A 15,808-nucleotide genomic window follows, 5' to 3' on the forward strand; every position below is an offset into this window, starting at 1 on the left:
GAACATGACGTCCGCTCCCTTTTGCGCGGCGGTCGATTGGGGCACGACCAATTTCCGCCTGTGGTTGCTCGACGCGCAGGGTTCGGTGCTTGGCGAGCGGTCGAGCGGCGAGGGGATGCGCGCCTGCCTGCCGGACCGTTTCGGGCCGGTGCTGGAGGCGCATCTCAGCGCGCTTCAGGCGCCTGCCGAGCTGCCGGTGATCGTGGCCGGCATGGCGGGTGCGCGCGGGGGTTGGCGCGAGGCCGCCTATCTGGATACGCCCGCGCCGCTGGACGCCCTGCATGCCCATGCCGTGCAGGTTGAGGGCTTCGGACGCGATGTGCGGATTCTCCCGGGCGTGTGCCAGCGCGAAGGGGGCCGCGAGGACGTCATGCGCGGCGAGGAGACACAGCTTGCAGGGGCTTGGGCGGAAAGCCGCGCCTCCGGTCTCTTCTGCCTTCCCGGCACCCATTCCAAATGGGCGCGTGTGGAGGAGGGCCGGCTTTTATCCTTCACCACCTATATGACCGGCGAGCTCTTCGCGCTTTTAAGCCAGCATTCGACCCTGCACGACATGGTGGCGGCAGGAAAGGGCGATGAAACATCGCCGGCCTTCCGCGACGCGGTGGCCGAAATGCTGGACGGCGCGGGCCTGACGGGAAAGCTCTTTTCCATCCGCGCGGCCTCGCTGCTTTCGGGCGATGCCGCGCCCGATGCAAAGGCACGGCTTTCCGGCCTTCTAATCGGGGCCGAGGTGGCTGCAATGCGGAAGGATCTCGACGCTGGAGCGGAGGTAACGCTCATTGCCGGCGGCTCCACGGCGAGAGCCTACGAGACCGCCTTTTCCAACGCGGGGCTGGCCTGCCGCACGCTTGACGGGCAGGATCTGGTGCGCCGGGGCCTTTTTGCCGCCGCTCGGGCGCTATGGCCGGAAAGGAAAGCCGCATGAAACGGGTGGAATGGCCCAGGCTCAGCCGCGAGCTTGTCGCTATCTTGCGCGGACTGAAGCCGGAGGAGGCGCCAGGCGTCGTCACCGCGCTCCTGGAGGCGGGCTTCGAGGCGATCGAGGTGCCGCTCAATTCGCCGGAGCCTTTCCGCTCGATCGAAATCGCGCGCGGACTTGCGCCGGACAAAGTGCTGATCGGTGCGGGGACGGTGCTGACGGTCGAGGAGGTTGACCGGCTGAGGGACGCCGGCGGCAACCTGCTCGTGAGCCCCAATGTGGAGCCGGCCGTCATCGAGCGCGCGGCGGGCTACGGCATGGTGACCATGCCGGGCGTCTTCACGCCGACCGAAGCGCTTGCAGCGCTGCGGGCGGGCGCCTCCGCGCTGAAGTTCTTCCCCGCTTCCGTTCTTGGCCCATCGGGCATCAAGGCCATCCGGGCCGTTCTGCCGCCCGATGTGCCGGTTGGCGCGGTGGGCGGCGTCTCCGAAAGCGATTTTGCCGCCTACTATGCAGTGGGGGTCCGGACTTTCGGTCTTGGCTCCAGCCTCTATAAACCGGGCGCGAGCGCGGCCGAAGTGGCCCAGAAGGCGCGGGCCGCAGTCGCGGCCTATGACGACGTGTTCGGGCGGTAGAACTTAAAGGACTTGTTGTCGAAGCGAGGGTTCTCTCCCCTTGAGTCGGGGAGAGAATGATCACCAGAGCGGTCTTGGATCCGTTCATTGTTTCATGGAAAGAAGGAAAGGATCCAAGTTAATGTTTTTGGGCAATTACGGACGGAAAGCCGGCCTCCGTTTTTGAATTGCGCTAAGCGGTTGCCGCACCGTCCGCGCAGCTCAGAGAGGCCGCCTATTCTTTCTAGAGATTGCGGCCGATCATGCCGCCCGCGAGGGCACCGCCGATGCCGCCGATCAGCGCGCCGCCGCTGCCGGCAATGGCGTTGCCCGCGACCGCACCGCCGACACCGCCCACGGCTGCTCCCGTGATCGTCTTTTCAGTGGTCGAGCAGCCGGCGGTTGCGACCATGAGGCTACCCAGGAGGCAGAACATTCCAAGCTTCTTGATCATGGTTTTCCAAATGCGATTTCCGAAGACCGTTTAGCGGTTTCGGAAAAATGGGTAAAAATTTAATGAAACGGGAAAGGCAGCGTCTGGCGGCGAAACGAAGGTTTTGCATTGCCCCAAAAAGGGTGCAGATTGCGGGGCGTATTATCCCTTGCTGGTTATTCGATGCCGGCCACGTTTCAAGGCCCGGACGAGCGGCCATTCCGAAACAGAACGAACAGAAAATTGGCCGCGAAAAACGCCGCCAATTGATCTGACAGAGGTCAGAACTTGTAGTTCACACCGATCCTGAAGGTGTGGAAGGCCACGTCATTCTAAGGCAGATGCTAGCCCGAATCTGAAAGCTGCTCTCGATAATTTTGAAGCTCACACCCGCCGCGTGCTGGCGCCGGGGGTGAGTGCTGAAGCGAAGGTGACGGATTGCCCGGCTGCGGAGCGGGCGGAAGACGGTTCCGTTTCGCGGATCCTGCGCAGCAGGAATTCGCCGCAGGCCAGCGCTATATCGCGCACCGGCAGCGAAATGGTCGTGAGATTCGGGTTCCACCATGGCGCGTCGCCATAGCCGACGACCGAAAGATCGGCAGGGATGGCCACGCCAAGCCGGGTTGCGGCCTGCAAAAGCCCGACCGTAAGCCGCGCGCCGGCGGCGACGATGGCGGTGGGCCTTTCGCCATCCGTCCAAAGGGATTCGAACGCCTCCGCGGCGAAGGCGGCGCGCGGCCGGCCAAGCCGCACGAATTCGCGAGGGACCTCAAGTCCCGCCTCTGTAAAGGCGCGCTCGAACCCGGCTAGCCGGCTGCGGCCGGTGGAGAGGGTGGTGCTTGCGCCGAGATAGCCGATCCGGCGATGCCCCAGTTCGATCAGGTGCGCGGTTCCGCTGTGGATTGCCGCTTCCTCGTCGATACCGAACCAGGGCACCTCGAGCTGGCCCGTGCGGCGTATGAGCTGGACGCAGGTGCTGCGCGAAAGCAGTGACAAGGTCTCGCGCGTGGGCCGCGGCGAAGCGGTGATGACAAGCCCGGAAGCGCGCGCTTCCAGAAGACCCCGCACCTGCCGCTCCTCTGATTCGGGATCGTCCTCCGTGATGCCGAGGACGAGTTGGAAGCCCGCGTTGGCGCAGATTTCGGCCAGGGCCTTGGCGAGGGTGCCGTAAAACTCGTTCTGAATGTCGGGAATGATGAGGCCGATCAGCGTGCTGCGTCCGCTGCGCATCGCACGTGCGCCAGAATGGGCCACGTAGCCGAGCTCGCCGGCAACCGCCTTGACGCGCTCCCGCGTGGCAAGGCTGATCTGCGGATCGTCGGCAAGCGCTCGCCCGATTGTGGAGATGGAGAGGTTGAGCCGCTCTGCGATGTGCTTGAGGGTTACGGCGCCGCTCATGTCTCCTCGGCGACAACCGGATTTCGCAAGACGCCCGCTTCGGGAATCTCGATTTCAACCACATCGCCTGGCGCGATCGGTCCCACGCCTTCCGGCGTGCCGCTCATGATCACGTCGCCGGGATAGAGCGTGATCGCCTGGCTCAGATAGGAAACCAGCTTCCGGATCGAATAGACAAGGTCGCTCGTGTTGCTCGACTGGCGCACCTCGCCGTTCACGCGGCCGATGATATCAATGTTTTCCGGATCGAGCCCGGTCGCGATGGCAGGGCCCAAGGGATTGAACGTGTCGAAGGCCTTACCGACAAGAAGCGTTCCCTGGTCCATCTCCTTACCCTGGATCACGCGCTCGCTGACATCGTTACCGCAAGTATAGCCGAAAATGCACTCACCGGCAGTGCGCTCGTCGACGCGGCGCGCTACCCGACCGATGACCACGGCCACCTCCGCCTCGAAGTGTACGATGCCGCCTTCCTTGGGAAGAACGATGGGGGCCTGGGGGCCGACGACCGTGCCAACCGGCTTCATGAACAGCATGGGCACGGTGGGGAGCGGCTTATTCACCTCACGCGCGTGCTTCACGTAGTTGAGGCCGACACCATAGATCGAGCGCGGATCGAGCGGCGAAAGCAGTTGCACCCGGTCAAGGTGCGTGGCCTGCCCGTAGGGCTTAAGGCCGTCGAACAGCCCGCCGAGGACGGGCTGAATGGTGCCGTCATCCTCCAGGATACCATGCCGCACCGCACCGTCGTGATAACGAATGACCCGCATTTGTCCACCCTCACTCCTGAGAACTTACGCTCTTTAACACGCAAACGTTTGCGTCACAAGTGTTCTAATTTGGGCGGGAGTCTATGCTCCAAATACATCGTATTGACGCAAACGTTCGCGCTGGATATAGTCATTTCCGGGCTGCCGGGTTTGAGGAGGGCGGACCCTGTCCCACGGAGGAGGAAATATGGCCGAACGTCGCCTTGGCATCATCATGAACGGCGTGACCGGACGGATGGGCGGCACCCAGCATCTGAAGATGTCGATTGCCGCGATCCGCAACGACGGCGGGGTGCCGTTGCGCGATGGCAGCTCCGTCATTCCTGATCCCATTCTGGTCGGCCGAGATGCGGAGAAGGTCAGCCGGCTCGCCGCCATGCACGGCATCGAGAAGTGGACGACCGATCTCGACGCGGCGCTCTCGGACAAGAATTACGAAGTCTATTTCGATGGCGTGACGACGAAGGCCCGCCCTGGCAATCTTCGGAAAGCCATTGAGGCCGGCAAGCACATCTATACCGAGAAGCCGACGGCGGAGACTTTCAGCGAGGCTCTGGAGCTCTACCGGCTTGCGGAGGCCAAGGGCATCAAGCACGCGGTGGTCTCCGACAAGCTCTGGGCGCCGGGCATCGCGAAGCTGCGCATGCTCAAGGAGACCGGCTTCTTCGGCAGGATACTGATGGTCCGCATCGAAGGCTGCTACTGGGTTTTCGAGGGCAACCACCAGCCGGCCCAGCGGCCTTCCTGGAACTATCGCAAGGCGGACGGCGGCGGAATGATCCTCGATATGCAGCCGCACTATGCCTACATGTTGAACGCGATCGGGGGACGCCCGCTGGATGTCGTCTGTCATGCCGACACGCTGATCCGCAAGCGGTGGGACGAGAACGGCGAGCCCTATACGGCGGATGCCGACGATTCCTTCATGTCCATCTCTAGGCTCGAGTGCGGCGCCATGGCTCAGATCATGAGCTCCTGGTGCGTGCGGGTGAAGAAGGAAGACATCATCGTCATGCAGGTGGACGGCACCGATGGCTCCGCCATCGCCGGCCTTGCTGGCTGCTGGACGCAGCGCAAGGAGAACACACCGCGCGGCGCCTGGAGCCTCGACGTCGCCGAACCCGTGGACTTCTACCGCGACTGGCAGCGCGTTCCCGAAACGTCGCCCTACAAAAACGCCTTCCGTATCCAGTGGGAGCTCTTCATCAAGCACCTTCACGGGGAAGGCGACTTCCCGTGGAATCTCAGAGCCGGCGCCATGGGTGTGCAGTTCGCCGAAGCGAGCTACCAAAGCTGGCATGAGCGCCGCTGGATGGACCTGCCCGCCATTACGAACTGACCATGCGCGACTTTTCCAGGGATCATCGCTGGCTGTCGATCAACACGACCACGGTGCGCAAGCAGGGCGACTTGCTTGCCATCATCGAAGCGTGCAGGCGGCACGGCATCAGGGGGCTTTCTCCCTGGCGCGATCAGGTGGCCGAAGTGGGCCTGGAACGCGCCGCCCGCGCCATCAGGGACGGCGGCTTCGAGCTCTCCGGTTATTGTCGAGGCGGCATGTTCACCGGAGATGCATCTCGGCGCCAGGAAATCATTGATGACAATCGCCGTGCGGTGGACGAGGCAGCAACGCTTGGTGCGGCGTGTCTGGTGCTCGTGGTGGGCGGGCTTCCGCAGTTTTCAAGGCCGGGCAGCAGCCCCAGCAAGGATATCGGCGTGGCGCGGGAGATGGTCGCGGAGCAGCTCGGGCTTCTGCTCGAATATGCGCGGCAGGCGCAGGTGCCACTCGCCATCGAACCGCTTCATCCCATGTATGCCGCGGACCGCGCATGCGTGAACACAATGCGGCAGGCGCTCGATCTCTGCGATACCCTCGACCCCGAGGGGCAGGGCGGCATCGGCGTGGCGGTGGATGTCTACCATACCTGGTGGGACCCGGAGCTCGAGGAGCAGATCAGGCGCGCCGGGAAATCCCGCCTCCTCGCCTTCCATGTCTGCGACTGGCTCGTGCCGACCAGGGACTTGCTCAACGATCGGGGCATGATGGGCGACGGCGTGATCGACATTCCGCGCATCCGCGGCTGGGTCGAGGCGGCGGGCTTTGCCGGATACTCGGAGGTAGAAATCTTCTCCCACGACTGGTGGAAGCAGCCGATCGACCATGTGCTCTCCACCTGCGTGGAGAGGCATCGCACGTCCGTCTGAGAGCAAGCGGCGATGAAGGCGGTTCTCCATCACGACATAGGTTCGGGCATCCGGCGGCTCGTGTCGGCAGTGGACCTGTCCGTCGTTGAGATCGTTGTGGTGGGTGCGACCGACGAAGAGGCTCTACGGCGCGAGCTGAGCGATGCGGAAGTGCTCCTCCACGTCCTCACTCCGGTGGGAGCGGCCACCATGGACATCGGACCGCGGCTTCGTCTGATTCAGAAGATCGGGGTCGGCGTAGACACCATCGATATCGAGGCGGCAAAGGCCCGCGGTATCGCCGTCTGCAACATGCCCGGCACCAACACCCAGGCGGTCGTCGAGATGACGCTCGCGCTGCTGTTCGCATGCCTGCGGCGCATCGTACCGATCGACGCGGAGACACGCGCCGGGCGCGGTTGGCCGATTGATTCCCGCTTCATCGAGGGCGTGGGCGAGGTCAGTGGCAAGACCGTCGGTCTCGTCGGTTACGGTGCGGTGTCGCAGCGGCTCACGCCCGTATTGCAGGCGCTCGGCGCGCGCGTCGTCGCATCAACGCGTAGGGCCGCCGAAACACCCGTTGAGGTCTTGCCGCTGGAAGAACTGCTGCGCCAGGCCGAGATCGTCTCGCTCCATGTGCCCTTGACGCCGGAGACGAAAGGGCTGCTCGACGCCGGCCGGATCGGCCTCATGAAATCCGGAGCAATCCTCGTCAACACGGCGCGAGGGCCGCTGGTCGAGGAGGCGGCACTGGTCGCGGCGCTGAAGAGCGGCCACATTGCGGCCGCGGGGCTCGATGTGTTTCCGCAGGAGCCGCCTGCGCCCGACAGTGAGCTTCTGAAACTGCCCAATGTGGTGGCGACGCCCCATCTCGCCTGGCTGACGGAGGGTACGTGGCAGCGCAGCCTGGAGGTTGTCGTTGAACAATGCCGCCGCCTCGCTGCCGGCGGTGAGCTTCTTCATCGGGTGGCCTGAGATGGAAGGCGTTGAGGATACCGCCTGGCTTGGCGCGGTGGCGGACGAGCTGAAACAGCGCGGCATCCTCGCGCCCTCCGGGGATTGCGCCTTCGAGCGGCTGACGGGAGGCGTGTCGTCCGACATCTGGACCATCGCGCAGGGCGATCGGCGCGTGGCGGTGAAAAGGGCCTTGCCGAAGCTTCGGGTGGAGCAGGACTGGCAGGCGCCGGTCAGCCGCAACGCGGCCGATGCCCGATGGCTTCAGACGGTGCGCGGGATCATGCCCGAAGCCGTTCCGGAAATCCTCCATCATGACGAGGCGGCCCATTTCTTCGTCATGAGCTACATCGAGCCTGAGCGGGCGCCGGTCTGGAAAAGTCAGTTGCTTTCAGGAACCGTCAGCGCGAGCTTCGCAGCCGCGGTCGGACGGGCGATCGGCCGCATTCACGCGGCAACCGCCGGCCGGGCGGACATTCGGGCCGCGTTCGACAATGGCGAGACGTTTCATGCGATCCGGTTGTCCCCCTATCTGGAGTCGACGGCGCTGCGCCACCCTCCCCTCGCGCCACGCATCCGAGAGGTTATCGAAATCACCGCCGCGCGGCGCGAATGCCTGATCCATGGCGACATGAGCCCCAAGAACATCCTCGCCGCGGACACGGGGCCGATCTTTCTCGACGCCGAATGCGCCACCTGTGGCGACCCGGCCTTCGATCTTGCCTTCTGCCTCAACCACCTTCTCCTGAAGCGGCTGCGCGCAGCCGATCCAGCCCCGCTTTTCGACGCCTTCGAGGCAATGGCGAGTGGCTACTTCGAGACCGCACGGTTCGCCGGGGCCGAGCACGTCGAGCGGCGGGCTGCCGCGCTTCTTCCAATGCTTTTTCTCGCCCGCGTCGATGGCAAGTCGCCGGTCGAATACATCACCGAGGAAAGCGAGCGCGATCTGATCCGCCGCGTCGCTGCCCCTCTCATCACCACGCCGGTGGAAACCCTGCGCGAAATCAACGAGCGCTGGCAAAGAGCGCTGAACGAAGGAAAGACATGAAAACCGAAATCAGACACGTACGAGCCCGGGCAGTCTGGGATTCCAGAGGCAGACCGACAGTGGAGGCGGAAGTCGAGTTGGCCGACGGTTCCGTGGGGCGCGCGATAGCGCCGGCCGGCGCTTCGGTGGGCTCGGGCGAGGCGCTCGATCTGCGCGACGGGGGCGATGCACTCGGCGGCTTCGGTGTCGATCGGGCCGTGGGGAACGTGAAGGGCGAAATCGCCGCCGCCCTCGCCGGGCACGACGCAGCCGACCAGCAGGCGATCGACAAACTGCTGACCGAACTCGACGGCACGCCGCAGAAGTCGCGTCTCGGCGGCAACGCAATGGTCGCGACCTCGATGGCGGTACTCAAGGCAGCCGCCGCGTCCGCCGGCCTGCCGCTTTATCTCTATCTAGCACAGGGCCGCGGGATGAGTGTGCCCCTGCCACAGATCCAGATCTTCGGCGGAGGCAGTCACGCGGCAGGGCGCGTGGACATCCAGGATTTCCTGGTCGTCTGTGCCAACGCGGGCAGCGTTGCCGATGCGTTTCGCAAAACGGCCGAGGTCTATCGGTCGGCTGGCGAGTTGATGGCAGCCGCCGGCAAGCGTCACGGGGTTGCCGACGAAGGGGGTTGGTGGCCCGATTTCGACAGCAACGAGCAGGTGCTGGACGCGCTGATGCGCGCAATCGAAGGCGCGGGGCTCATGCCGGGCGACGATGTTTTCATCGTCCTCGATATCGCGGCGTCGGAGTTCGGCTCCAAGGGCCGGTATACGCTCGGGCTCGAACGGAGAACCCTGGATACGGACGGGCTTGGCGAGCTACTTGGCCGCTGGATCGAGCGCTATCCGATCGTCTCCATCGAGGACCCGTTTGCGGAGGATGACGAGGCCGGCTTCCGGGCTTTCACTGCCGCATATGGCCACCGGGTGCAGATTGTCGGGGACGATCTGCTGGTCACCAACGCGGAGCGGGTGAAGGCTGCCGCGTCGAAAGGCCTTGCGACGTGCGTGCTGCTCAAGCCGAACCAGGCGGGCACGGTGTCCGAGGCGGTGGCTGCATTGGAGGCTGCGAGGGAAGCCGGGTTTGCGACGATCGTGTCGGCGCGGTCGGGCGAAAGCGAGGATACAACCATCGCTCACCTCGCAACCGGCTGGAACGCCGGACAGATCAAGGTCGGCTCCATGAGCCGCGGCGAGCGCACCGCCAAGTGGAATGAGCTTATCCGGATCGAGGAAGCACTGGCAGGAAGCGCTCGCTTTGCCGGCTGGGAAGGGCTCAAGATTGAAAGAAGGGGCGCCCTGAGATGAGCCCGAAGCCCGCAATCGAGAACGGTTTCAGGCACTACGGCAGGCATGCTGCCGCAATGGGTTGCCTGCGGCGATAGCCTGAGAGCTGGGAGGAGAAGAGCATGGGCCAGCAGGAATTCGCGCTCTTAGAGGAAAGGCTCGATCTTCCAAAGGGGGCGTGGGCGCGCGCCTTGCGCAAGACATTGCGGCGCGGGGGGCAAGCGGTGCTCGGGCTGACGCAGGGCCGCCAGCGCTGCTATGTCTATCCCCTCTATACGCCTGCGGGCTTTGCGGTGACATCCGAAAGCCCCGCCGACCATCCGCATCACAATTCCTTCTGGATCGCGGCCGACCACCTGCACTGTCGCATGCCCGTCGCCGACGGCAAATGGGAGGAATACACCTACAATTTCTATGTGGACGAGACGTTTCAGGGCCGCGCGCCGGGGCGGCTGATCGAGATCGACTCCAGGCTCGCCGCCGAGGGCCCCGGAGGCTGCCGCATCGAACAGGAGATCGAATGGCGCGGTCCGGTCGAATGGGCGGCACCGGCGGGACGGCTCGCAGCGGTCGAGCAGCGCACCATTCGACTTTCCGTGGAGGAGCGCTGCCACGTGATCGACGTGGAATCGCGGCTCGAAGCGCGCGAGTTCGACTTTTCGCTGGGCCCCACACGCCACGCCTATTTCAACCTGCGCGTCGCCGACTCCATGACCGTGGCCAATGGCGGCACTGTTCGGGACGATCAGGGACGGACGGGCGGAAGCGGCGTTACCGGTGCAGATGCGAAATGGGTCTGTTACGAAGGACCGGTCGGCGGCGGGCACCGCGCCGGGGTAGCCGTGTTTCCGCACCCTACCGATCACGCCGACCTTTCCTGGTTCGTGACGGACTGGGGCGTGATCACCGTTGGGCCGTTCCGCCTGAAGGGCACAGTTGTGCTGCGCGGGGAGGCGCTTATTGCCCGGTACCGGGTGATCGTATTCGACGGGGAGATGAAAGTGGAAGAGGTTGCCGGACGCTTCCTCCAGTACGTCAAGGAGGGGGCATGAATTTTCGCGCTTCCGGCGCAGTGCGCTGCTTGTGCGGGGCTGCGTATTCTAGTATCCCAACCATGGAAAGCTGGCTTCGGAATGGGCTCCGAAGCCTTTCGGGAGGAGAAGACATGACCATCAATACGAAGATCAACAGGCGTTTTGTGCTTAGCGCAGGGGCCGCGGTTCTCGCCGCGCCGGCTCTTGTTGGCCGGGCCTTCGGCCAGGACGTTTACGAGATGCGCATTGCGCATACGGAGGGCATCGGCACGCCGATCACCAATGCGTTCGACAAGTAGGCCACGGTGCTGAACGAGCGCAGCGGCGGCCGCATCAACGCCCAGCATTTCCCGGCGGCTCAGCTCGGGGGCCTGTCGGAGCTTCTGGAAGGCAGCCGCATCGGCACCATCCAGGTCACCACGGCAGGTCCCGACAGCGAGGAGGCCATCGCTCCTGAAATCGCCGCCTTCGGTGGTGCGCCCGGCTTCATCTACAAGAGCGAGGAGCATGTGGATGCCGTGCTGCAGGGCGAACTCGGCCAGCAGGTCTCGGACATTGCCCGGGCCAAGACCGGTGTCGAATTCGTCGCCTACGGCGAAACAGGCTTCCGCCACATCCTCTCCAAGAACCCAGTGCATTCGCTCGACGATCTCAACGGGCTCAAGATCCGCGTGCCGGAGCTCAAGATCTGGGTGGATTTCTGGACGCTTCTCGGCGCTGCGCCGACCCCGCTGCCCTACTCGGAGCAGTATTCGGCCCTTTCGACGGGGATCATCGACGCGATCGATTCTGACGTGTTCTCCATCGTAGGCTTCAAGTTCTATGAACAGGCGCCGCATCTGACGCTCACCGGCCACTGGTTCCTGCCCAAGGCGGTTCGCGTCAACGCCGCCTGGTTGGATAGCCTGCCGGAGGATCTGCAGACGCTGGTTCGCGAGAGCGCGAAGGAAGTCTTCGCCGAACAGCGCGCCATCAACCGCGCAAATGCCGATAAGACGCTCGAGGAACTCAAGACGCTTGGGGTCCAAGTCTATGAACTGCCGGCGGAGGAGCGGGCGCGCATGGAAGAGCTGACCGCGCCGCTTTTCGACGAGTTCGGCTCAAAGAGTCCCGAAACCGCTGAGATGATCAAGAAGATCCGCGATCTGGGCTGACCGTCGCGCTCTGGATGCGGGGAGACCTGATGGGCATGTCCTATGCGGATAGCGATGCCACACCTGCGGGTGTGGCATCGGAAAAGACATTGACAGGCGTGGCCGGGGTTCTCGACCGCATCCTGGAAACGATCTGCGTCGCGCTGCTTGTGGTGGCGATCAGCGTGTCCCTGCTGCAGGTGACGATGCGCTATGGTTTCCATGCGGCGCTGCCGTGGCCCGAGGAGCTGGCCGTCTGGGCTTTCGCCTGGGCGACCTTCCTCGGCATGGCGCTTGCGACGGGGCGTGAGGCCCATATACGCATTGACATTCTTGCGAACCGCCTGCCTGCCGGAGTGCAGCGATGGCACCCGCCAGCGGTCAACGCGGTCATCGCCGCGGCGAGCTTCATGCTGGTCGTTCACGGCACCGAATATGTCATGCGGGCGATTCAGGTGTCGCCGGCCCTGCAATGGCCCATGCGGTGGTTCTTTCTGGCCGTTCCCGTGGGCGGTGCGCTGAACCTCCTCTTCCTTCTCCTCCCGCGTTCCGACCGGTCGCTGGCGCAGAGCGTGTCGGCCGTCATTCTGGGCCTGGCGATCTATCTCGCCGTTCGCCACGGCGCAGGCTATGTCTTCGACCAGAAAGACAGCGGCGCGGTGCTGCTCATCACAGCACTAATTCTGGTTTGCCTCGGCGTTCCCATTGCCTTTGCGATGGCGTTCGGAACCTTCGCCGCCTTCGCGCCGCTCGCGAACATTCTGCTGGTCACCGTCAGCCAGAACATGGCGGCGTCACTGAACTCCTTCACGCTTCTGGCCATTCCCTTCTTCATTCTTGCGGCGGCGGTCATGAATGCGGGCGGCATCACGCCCCGTCTCATCGAGCTCGCAACAAAGCTCGTGGGGCATTTCCGCGGCGGGCTCGGCCAGGCGAATGTGGTCACCAACACGCTTCTGGCGGGCGTTTCGGGCTCGTCCACGGCGGATGCCTCCACCGTTGCCAAGCTGATGGTTCCCGAAATGGCCGAGCGGGGCTATTCGCGGCCCTTCGGCGCCGCGCTGACGGCTTCAGGCGCGACCATCGCCAATCTGATCCCGCCAAGCCTCGGGCTCATCATCTACGGGTCTCTGGCCTCCGTATCCGTCGGCGCGCTGTTCGTGGCGACGATCGTACCCGGCCTCCTGGTTGCGGCAGGCTTGATAAGCACGGTCTATGTGATTTCACGCCGGCGCGGCTTCGGCGGCGATCTGCCCAAGGCATCGCTGCCAGACCGCATGAGCTCGTTTTTCGTTGCGATTCCCGCGCTGATCCTGCCGCTGCTGATCGTGGGCGGCGTGCGGTTCGGCGTCTTCACCGCGACGGAAGCGGGTGCCGCGGCTTTCGCCTATGCCCTCGTTTGCGGTTTCCTGTTCTACCGGAAGCTGACGCCCGGAAACCTGCTCGCCGCCATCCGCGAGTCGGTGATGGATACGGTCGTAATCGTCGTCATCATTGCCGCTGCCGCACCCTTTGCCTGGGTGCTTGCATTCGAGCAGGTGCCGCAGAAGATCGCCCGCTCTTTCGCGCTTCTGTCAGACAGCCCCATCATCCTCATGCTCATCGTCAACCTGTTCCTGCTCGTCGTGGGGCTGTTCATGGAGATGATCGCATCGCTGATCATTCTCGTGCCGATTTTGGTTCCCATCGTCACGGCGGCGGGGGTCGATCCGATCCATTTCGGTATCGTGATCGTCATGAACCTCGTCATCGGCGCGCTGACGCCGCCGCTCGGGGTGCTGATCTTCACCACGGCGCGCGTGAGCCGGGCCAACCTGAACGAGACATTCAAGGCCGTTGTGCCCTTCGTACTCGTTCTCGTCTTTGTTCTGATGCTGGTGACCTACGTGCCTGCCTTCTCCCTGGTTCCACTTGAGTGGCTGGGTCCGTAGGGACGGGAAGGTCGCTTCAGCCTCAGCCCAGGCTTTCGGCCGCCGGCTGGGCGGCCGGAGTGCCGGGCTGATCCGCAGAGGGCGCTTTGGCAAGAGGGGAGTCTGCGAGCTTGTCCAGCGCATCGAAGACCGTGCTCACGTGAGCGCGCATGAGGCGCACGACCTCGATGCGGTCGCCCTCTGAGGCCGCCCGGAGGATTTCGACATGCTCCCGGTAAGCTTGCTCCGACCGCCCCGGGATCGAGCCCATGAGCTGCAGCCGGGCGCGGTCGACATGGGGCTTGACGATCTGCACCAGCCGCCAGGCGGCGGGCACACCTGCGACTTCAGCCAAAAGGGCGTGGAAGCGGTCGTCATGGCGATAGAAGGCCAGGTAGTCGTCGCGCTTGCAGGCCTCCCTTTGAGCCGCCAGTACCGCCTCGAAACGCGCGGGGTGGAACGGTGCCGAGGCAAGCCGCTCCGCAACCTGGCATTCGAGGGCGCTGCGGCAGAACACCGCCTCCACGATCTTGCCCACATTCACGGGAGCAACCACCGAACCCACCTGCGGCCGGGTCTCGATCAGATCCTCGGCGGCCAGACGCTGGAGCGCGGCGCGGAGGGGCGTGCGGCTTATGCGGAGGAGGGCGGCAAGATCGGCCTCCACAAGCGGCGCCTCGGGCGGCAGCCGGTTGTCGATGATCCTCTCGCGCAGCAGGCTGTAGACCTGAGCGACAATGGGGAGGCTCCGATCCAGATCGGCACCGGCGAGCGCCTCCCCGATATCAAAACCCGCCAGGGTCCTTTTCCTGCGCGGCATCTGCATTATCCTCGTCTTTCAGGCCCGGATCGTCGCTGTTCCCGCTTCAACGGCGTACGCCTTGCATGGCCAGTTCCAAGGCGGCGTGTACAACAGGCGAAACCACGATCACGCGCCTTGCCACCAGACACACTGGATACTAGCATACGATTAAACTTGCTGCCGAGGGAAGAGACGCAAGCATGATCAAGGTCGGCATTGTCGGCGCTGGAATGGTGGCCGGCACGCATGTGCGCGCTTTGCAGGATCTGCAGGACATCGCGACGGTGGTAGGCGTCCATGCCCGGAACACGGAGCGGCTCACACGCTTCTGCGAGGCGCACAGGCTGCAGGCGGCGGTCACGCTCGACGATCTCTTCGACCGAGGTGTCGATGCGCTGATCGTTCTCACGCCGCCCAACGCGCGGCGGGAGATCGTGGCGCGCGCCGCCGAGGCATCGAAGCACGTGCTCCTGGAAAAGCCGATCGAGCGGAATACCGAAAACGCGACGGAACTGGTGGAGCTGTGCGAGCGTGCTGGCGTGACGCTCGGAGTCGTGTTTCAGAATCGGTTTCGCGAATCCTCGCAAAAGCTCCTGTCTTTTCTCGCGGAAAAGCGGTTCGGGGAGCTCGCCAGCGCGCAGGCGCTGGTGCCGTGGTGGCGTCCGCAAAGCTATTATGACGAGCCGGGACGCGGCACCTATGCGCGCGACGGCGGCGGCGTCCTGATCAGCCAGGCGATCCACACGCTCGATCTTCTCCAGGTCTTTACGGGGCCGGTTGCGTCCGTTCAGGCGATGGCCGGAACGACCAAGCTCCATCGCATGGAGGCGGAAGATTTCGTCGCCGGCGGGGTGATGTTCGCCTCGGGCGCGATCGGCGCCGTGGTGGCGACTACGGCCTCCTATCCCGGCCAGGCCGAAACGATCGTGCTCGACTATGAAACCGCGTCGGTGCGGCTGCAATCCGGCGTGCTGGAAATCAACCATCACGACGGGCGGACCGAACGGTTCGGCGAGCCCTCGGGAACGGGCGGCGGCGCCGATCCGATGGCGTTTCCGCACCACTGGCACGCCGCGGCGCTGCGCGATTTCCTGGAAGCCATACGCGACGGCGGCCAGCCGGTGGTGACCGGGCGGGAGGGCCTGAAGGTGCACCGCCTCATCGATGCGCTCGTTACCTCGGCAAGACTCGGCAAGCGCGTCGAGATCGCGGGCTGAATATACCAAGTCCCGGCAGACTTTGCGCACCCGCGGGTGAGCCTGTAGGTCTTCTTCCGATTGATGGCCCAGCCCTCCCGCCGCAGCAGGACATGCACGCGCCGGTAGCCGAAGC

General features: G+C 64.4%; 16 protein-coding genes and 1 pseudogene. 12 read left to right on the forward strand and 5 right to left on the reverse strand.

What is annotated here, in order from left to right; genetic code table 11:
* Window positions 1-4: 4 nt before the first annotated feature.
* A complete protein-coding gene (locus tag NYR54_RS16980; protein WP_261516915.1) occupies window positions 5-928 on the forward strand; it encodes a 2-dehydro-3-deoxygalactonokinase in 924 nt (307 codons plus the stop codon).
* A complete protein-coding gene (locus NYR54_RS16985; RefSeq protein ID WP_261516916.1) occupies window positions 925-1,557 on the forward strand; it encodes a 2-dehydro-3-deoxy-6-phosphogalactonate aldolase in 633 nt (210 codons plus the stop codon). The genes NYR54_RS16980 and NYR54_RS16985 overlap by 4 nt, the downstream gene beginning before the upstream one ends.
* Before the next feature lie 223 nt (window positions 1,558-1,780).
* Here NYR54_RS16985 and NYR54_RS16990 read toward each other — a convergent pair whose 3' ends face one another.
* From NYR54_RS16990 to NYR54_RS17000, 3 genes are all read right to left on the reverse strand, one after another.
* The gene (locus NYR54_RS16990) at window positions 1,781-1,990 is read right to left on the reverse strand and encodes a glycine zipper 2TM domain-containing protein (RefSeq protein ID WP_261516917.1); all 210 of its coding nucleotides are present in this window, start codon (window positions 1,988-1,990) and stop codon (window positions 1,781-1,783) included.
* Window positions 1,991-2,353: 363 nt separating this feature from the next.
* Complete coding sequence (locus NYR54_RS16995; RefSeq protein ID WP_261516918.1) at window positions 2,354-3,367, reverse strand: LacI family DNA-binding transcriptional regulator; 1,014 nt, start codon at window positions 3,365-3,367, stop codon at window positions 2,354-2,356.
* Complete coding sequence (locus NYR54_RS17000; RefSeq protein ID WP_261516919.1) at window positions 3,364-4,137, reverse strand: fumarylacetoacetate hydrolase family protein; 774 nt, start codon at window positions 4,135-4,137, stop codon at window positions 3,364-3,366. The genes NYR54_RS16995 and NYR54_RS17000 overlap by 4 nt, the downstream gene beginning before the upstream one ends.
* A 187-nt stretch (window positions 4,138-4,324) precedes the next feature.
* Between NYR54_RS17000 and NYR54_RS17005 the strand changes: the two genes are divergently transcribed.
* From NYR54_RS17005 to NYR54_RS17045, 9 genes are all read left to right on the forward strand, one after another.
* Window positions 4,325-5,476: a Gfo/Idh/MocA family protein gene (locus NYR54_RS17005; protein ID WP_261516920.1), complete on the forward strand. Its 1,152-nt coding sequence runs from the start codon at window positions 4,325-4,327 to the stop codon at window positions 5,474-5,476.
* A gap of 2 nt (window positions 5,477-5,478) precedes the next feature.
* Complete coding sequence (locus NYR54_RS17010; RefSeq protein ID WP_261516921.1) at window positions 5,479-6,342, forward strand: sugar phosphate isomerase/epimerase family protein; 864 nt, start codon at window positions 5,479-5,481, stop codon at window positions 6,340-6,342.
* Window positions 6,343-6,354: 12 nt separating this feature from the next.
* On the forward strand, window positions 6,355-7,296 hold the full coding sequence (locus tag NYR54_RS17015; RefSeq protein ID WP_261516922.1) for an NAD(P)-dependent oxidoreductase: 942 nt from the start codon (window positions 6,355-6,357) through the stop codon (window positions 7,294-7,296).
* Window positions 7,241-8,323: a phosphotransferase family protein gene (locus tag NYR54_RS17020; protein ID WP_261516923.1), complete on the forward strand. Its 1,083-nt coding sequence runs from the start codon at window positions 7,241-7,243 to the stop codon at window positions 8,321-8,323. Before NYR54_RS17015 ends, NYR54_RS17020 begins: the two co-directional genes overlap by 56 nt.
* Window positions 8,320-9,618: a phosphopyruvate hydratase gene (gene eno / locus NYR54_RS17025; RefSeq protein WP_261516924.1), complete on the forward strand. Its 1,299-nt coding sequence runs from the start codon at window positions 8,320-8,322 to the stop codon at window positions 9,616-9,618. Before NYR54_RS17020 ends, eno begins: the two co-directional genes overlap by 4 nt.
* Window positions 9,619-9,719: 101 nt before the next feature.
* Window positions 9,720-10,649, forward strand: coding sequence for a PmoA family protein (locus tag NYR54_RS17030; protein ID WP_261516925.1), 930 nt, complete (start codon window positions 9,720-9,722; stop codon window positions 10,647-10,649).
* A gap of 113 nt (window positions 10,650-10,762) precedes the next feature.
* Window positions 10,763-10,930, forward strand: a complete 168-nt coding sequence (locus tag NYR54_RS17035) for a hypothetical protein (protein WP_261516926.1) — start codon at window positions 10,763-10,765, stop codon at window positions 10,928-10,930.
* A gap of 6 nt (window positions 10,931-10,936) precedes the next feature.
* Complete coding sequence (locus NYR54_RS17040; RefSeq protein ID WP_261516927.1) at window positions 10,937-11,785, forward strand: TRAP transporter substrate-binding protein; 849 nt, start codon at window positions 10,937-10,939, stop codon at window positions 11,783-11,785.
* Between the two features lie 29 nt (window positions 11,786-11,814).
* Window positions 11,815-13,695 carry a TRAP transporter large permease gene (locus NYR54_RS17045; RefSeq protein WP_261516928.1) on the forward strand — a complete coding sequence of 627 codons (1,881 nt, stop codon included), beginning with the start codon at window positions 11,815-11,817 and terminating at the stop codon, window positions 13,693-13,695.
* A 22-nt stretch (window positions 13,696-13,717) separates the two neighbouring features.
* On the opposite strand, the gene NYR54_RS17050 is transcribed toward NYR54_RS17045, so the two are convergent.
* Window positions 13,718-14,494 (reverse strand): GntR family transcriptional regulator, encoded by a 777-nt coding sequence (locus NYR54_RS17050; RefSeq protein ID WP_261516929.1) that lies wholly within the window; start codon window positions 14,492-14,494, stop codon window positions 13,718-13,720.
* Between the two features lie 182 nt (window positions 14,495-14,676).
* On the opposite strand from NYR54_RS17050, the gene NYR54_RS17055 reads away from it, so the two are divergent.
* Window positions 14,677-15,693, forward strand: coding sequence for a Gfo/Idh/MocA family protein (locus NYR54_RS17055; RefSeq protein ID WP_261516930.1), 1,017 nt, complete (start codon window positions 14,677-14,679; stop codon window positions 15,691-15,693).
* 32 nt (window positions 15,694-15,725) lie between these two features.
* Here NYR54_RS17055 and NYR54_RS17060 read toward each other — a convergent pair.
* A pseudogene (locus NYR54_RS17060) lies at window positions 15,726-15,808 on the reverse strand (IS3 family transposase); the annotation flags it as partial.

This window comes from Chelativorans petroleitrophicus (assembly GCF_025398195.1).
Lineage (GTDB): Bacteria > Pseudomonadota > Alphaproteobacteria > Rhizobiales > Rhizobiaceae > Chelativorans > Chelativorans petroleitrophicus.

What these genes read in the sequence shown, in the direction of transcription:
- NYR54_RS16985 (WP_261516916.1), top strand. Translation starts at nt 925, where the DNA reads ATGAAACGGGTGGAATGGCCCAGGCTCAGCCGCGAGCTTGTCGCTATC.
- NYR54_RS16990 (WP_261516917.1), bottom strand. Translation starts at nt 1,990, where the DNA reads ATGATCAAGAAGCTTGGAATGTTCTGCCTCCTGGGTAGCCTCATGGTC.
- NYR54_RS17030 (WP_261516925.1), top strand. Translation starts at nt 9,720, where the DNA reads ATGGGCCAGCAGGAATTCGCGCTCTTAGAGGAAAGGCTCGATCTTCCA.
- NYR54_RS17045 (WP_261516928.1), top strand. Translation starts at nt 11,815, where the DNA reads ATGGGCATGTCCTATGCGGATAGCGATGCCACACCTGCGGGTGTGGCA.
- NYR54_RS17010 (WP_261516921.1), top strand. Translation starts at nt 5,479, where the DNA reads ATGCGCGACTTTTCCAGGGATCATCGCTGGCTGTCGATCAACACGACC.
- NYR54_RS17000 (WP_261516919.1), bottom strand. Translation starts at nt 4,137, where the DNA reads ATGCGGGTCATTCGTTATCACGACGGTGCGGTGCGGCATGGTATCCTG.
- NYR54_RS17015 (WP_261516922.1), top strand. Translation starts at nt 6,355, where the DNA reads ATGAAGGCGGTTCTCCATCACGACATAGGTTCGGGCATCCGGCGGCTC.
- NYR54_RS16980 (WP_261516915.1), top strand. Translation starts at nt 5, where the DNA reads ATGACGTCCGCTCCCTTTTGCGCGGCGGTCGATTGGGGCACGACCAAT.
- eno (WP_261516924.1), top strand. Translation starts at nt 8,320, where the DNA reads ATGAAAACCGAAATCAGACACGTACGAGCCCGGGCAGTCTGGGATTCC.
- NYR54_RS16995 (WP_261516918.1), bottom strand. Translation starts at nt 3,367, where the DNA reads ATGAGCGGCGCCGTAACCCTCAAGCACATCGCAGAGCGGCTCAACCTC.
- NYR54_RS17055 (WP_261516930.1), top strand. Translation starts at nt 14,677, where the DNA reads ATGATCAAGGTCGGCATTGTCGGCGCTGGAATGGTGGCCGGCACGCAT.
- NYR54_RS17035 (WP_261516926.1), top strand. Translation starts at nt 10,763, where the DNA reads ATGACCATCAATACGAAGATCAACAGGCGTTTTGTGCTTAGCGCAGGG.
- NYR54_RS17050 (WP_261516929.1), bottom strand. Translation starts at nt 14,494, where the DNA reads ATGCCGCGCAGGAAAAGGACCCTGGCGGGTTTTGATATCGGGGAGGCG.
- NYR54_RS17005 (WP_261516920.1), top strand. Translation starts at nt 4,325, where the DNA reads ATGGCCGAACGTCGCCTTGGCATCATCATGAACGGCGTGACCGGACGG.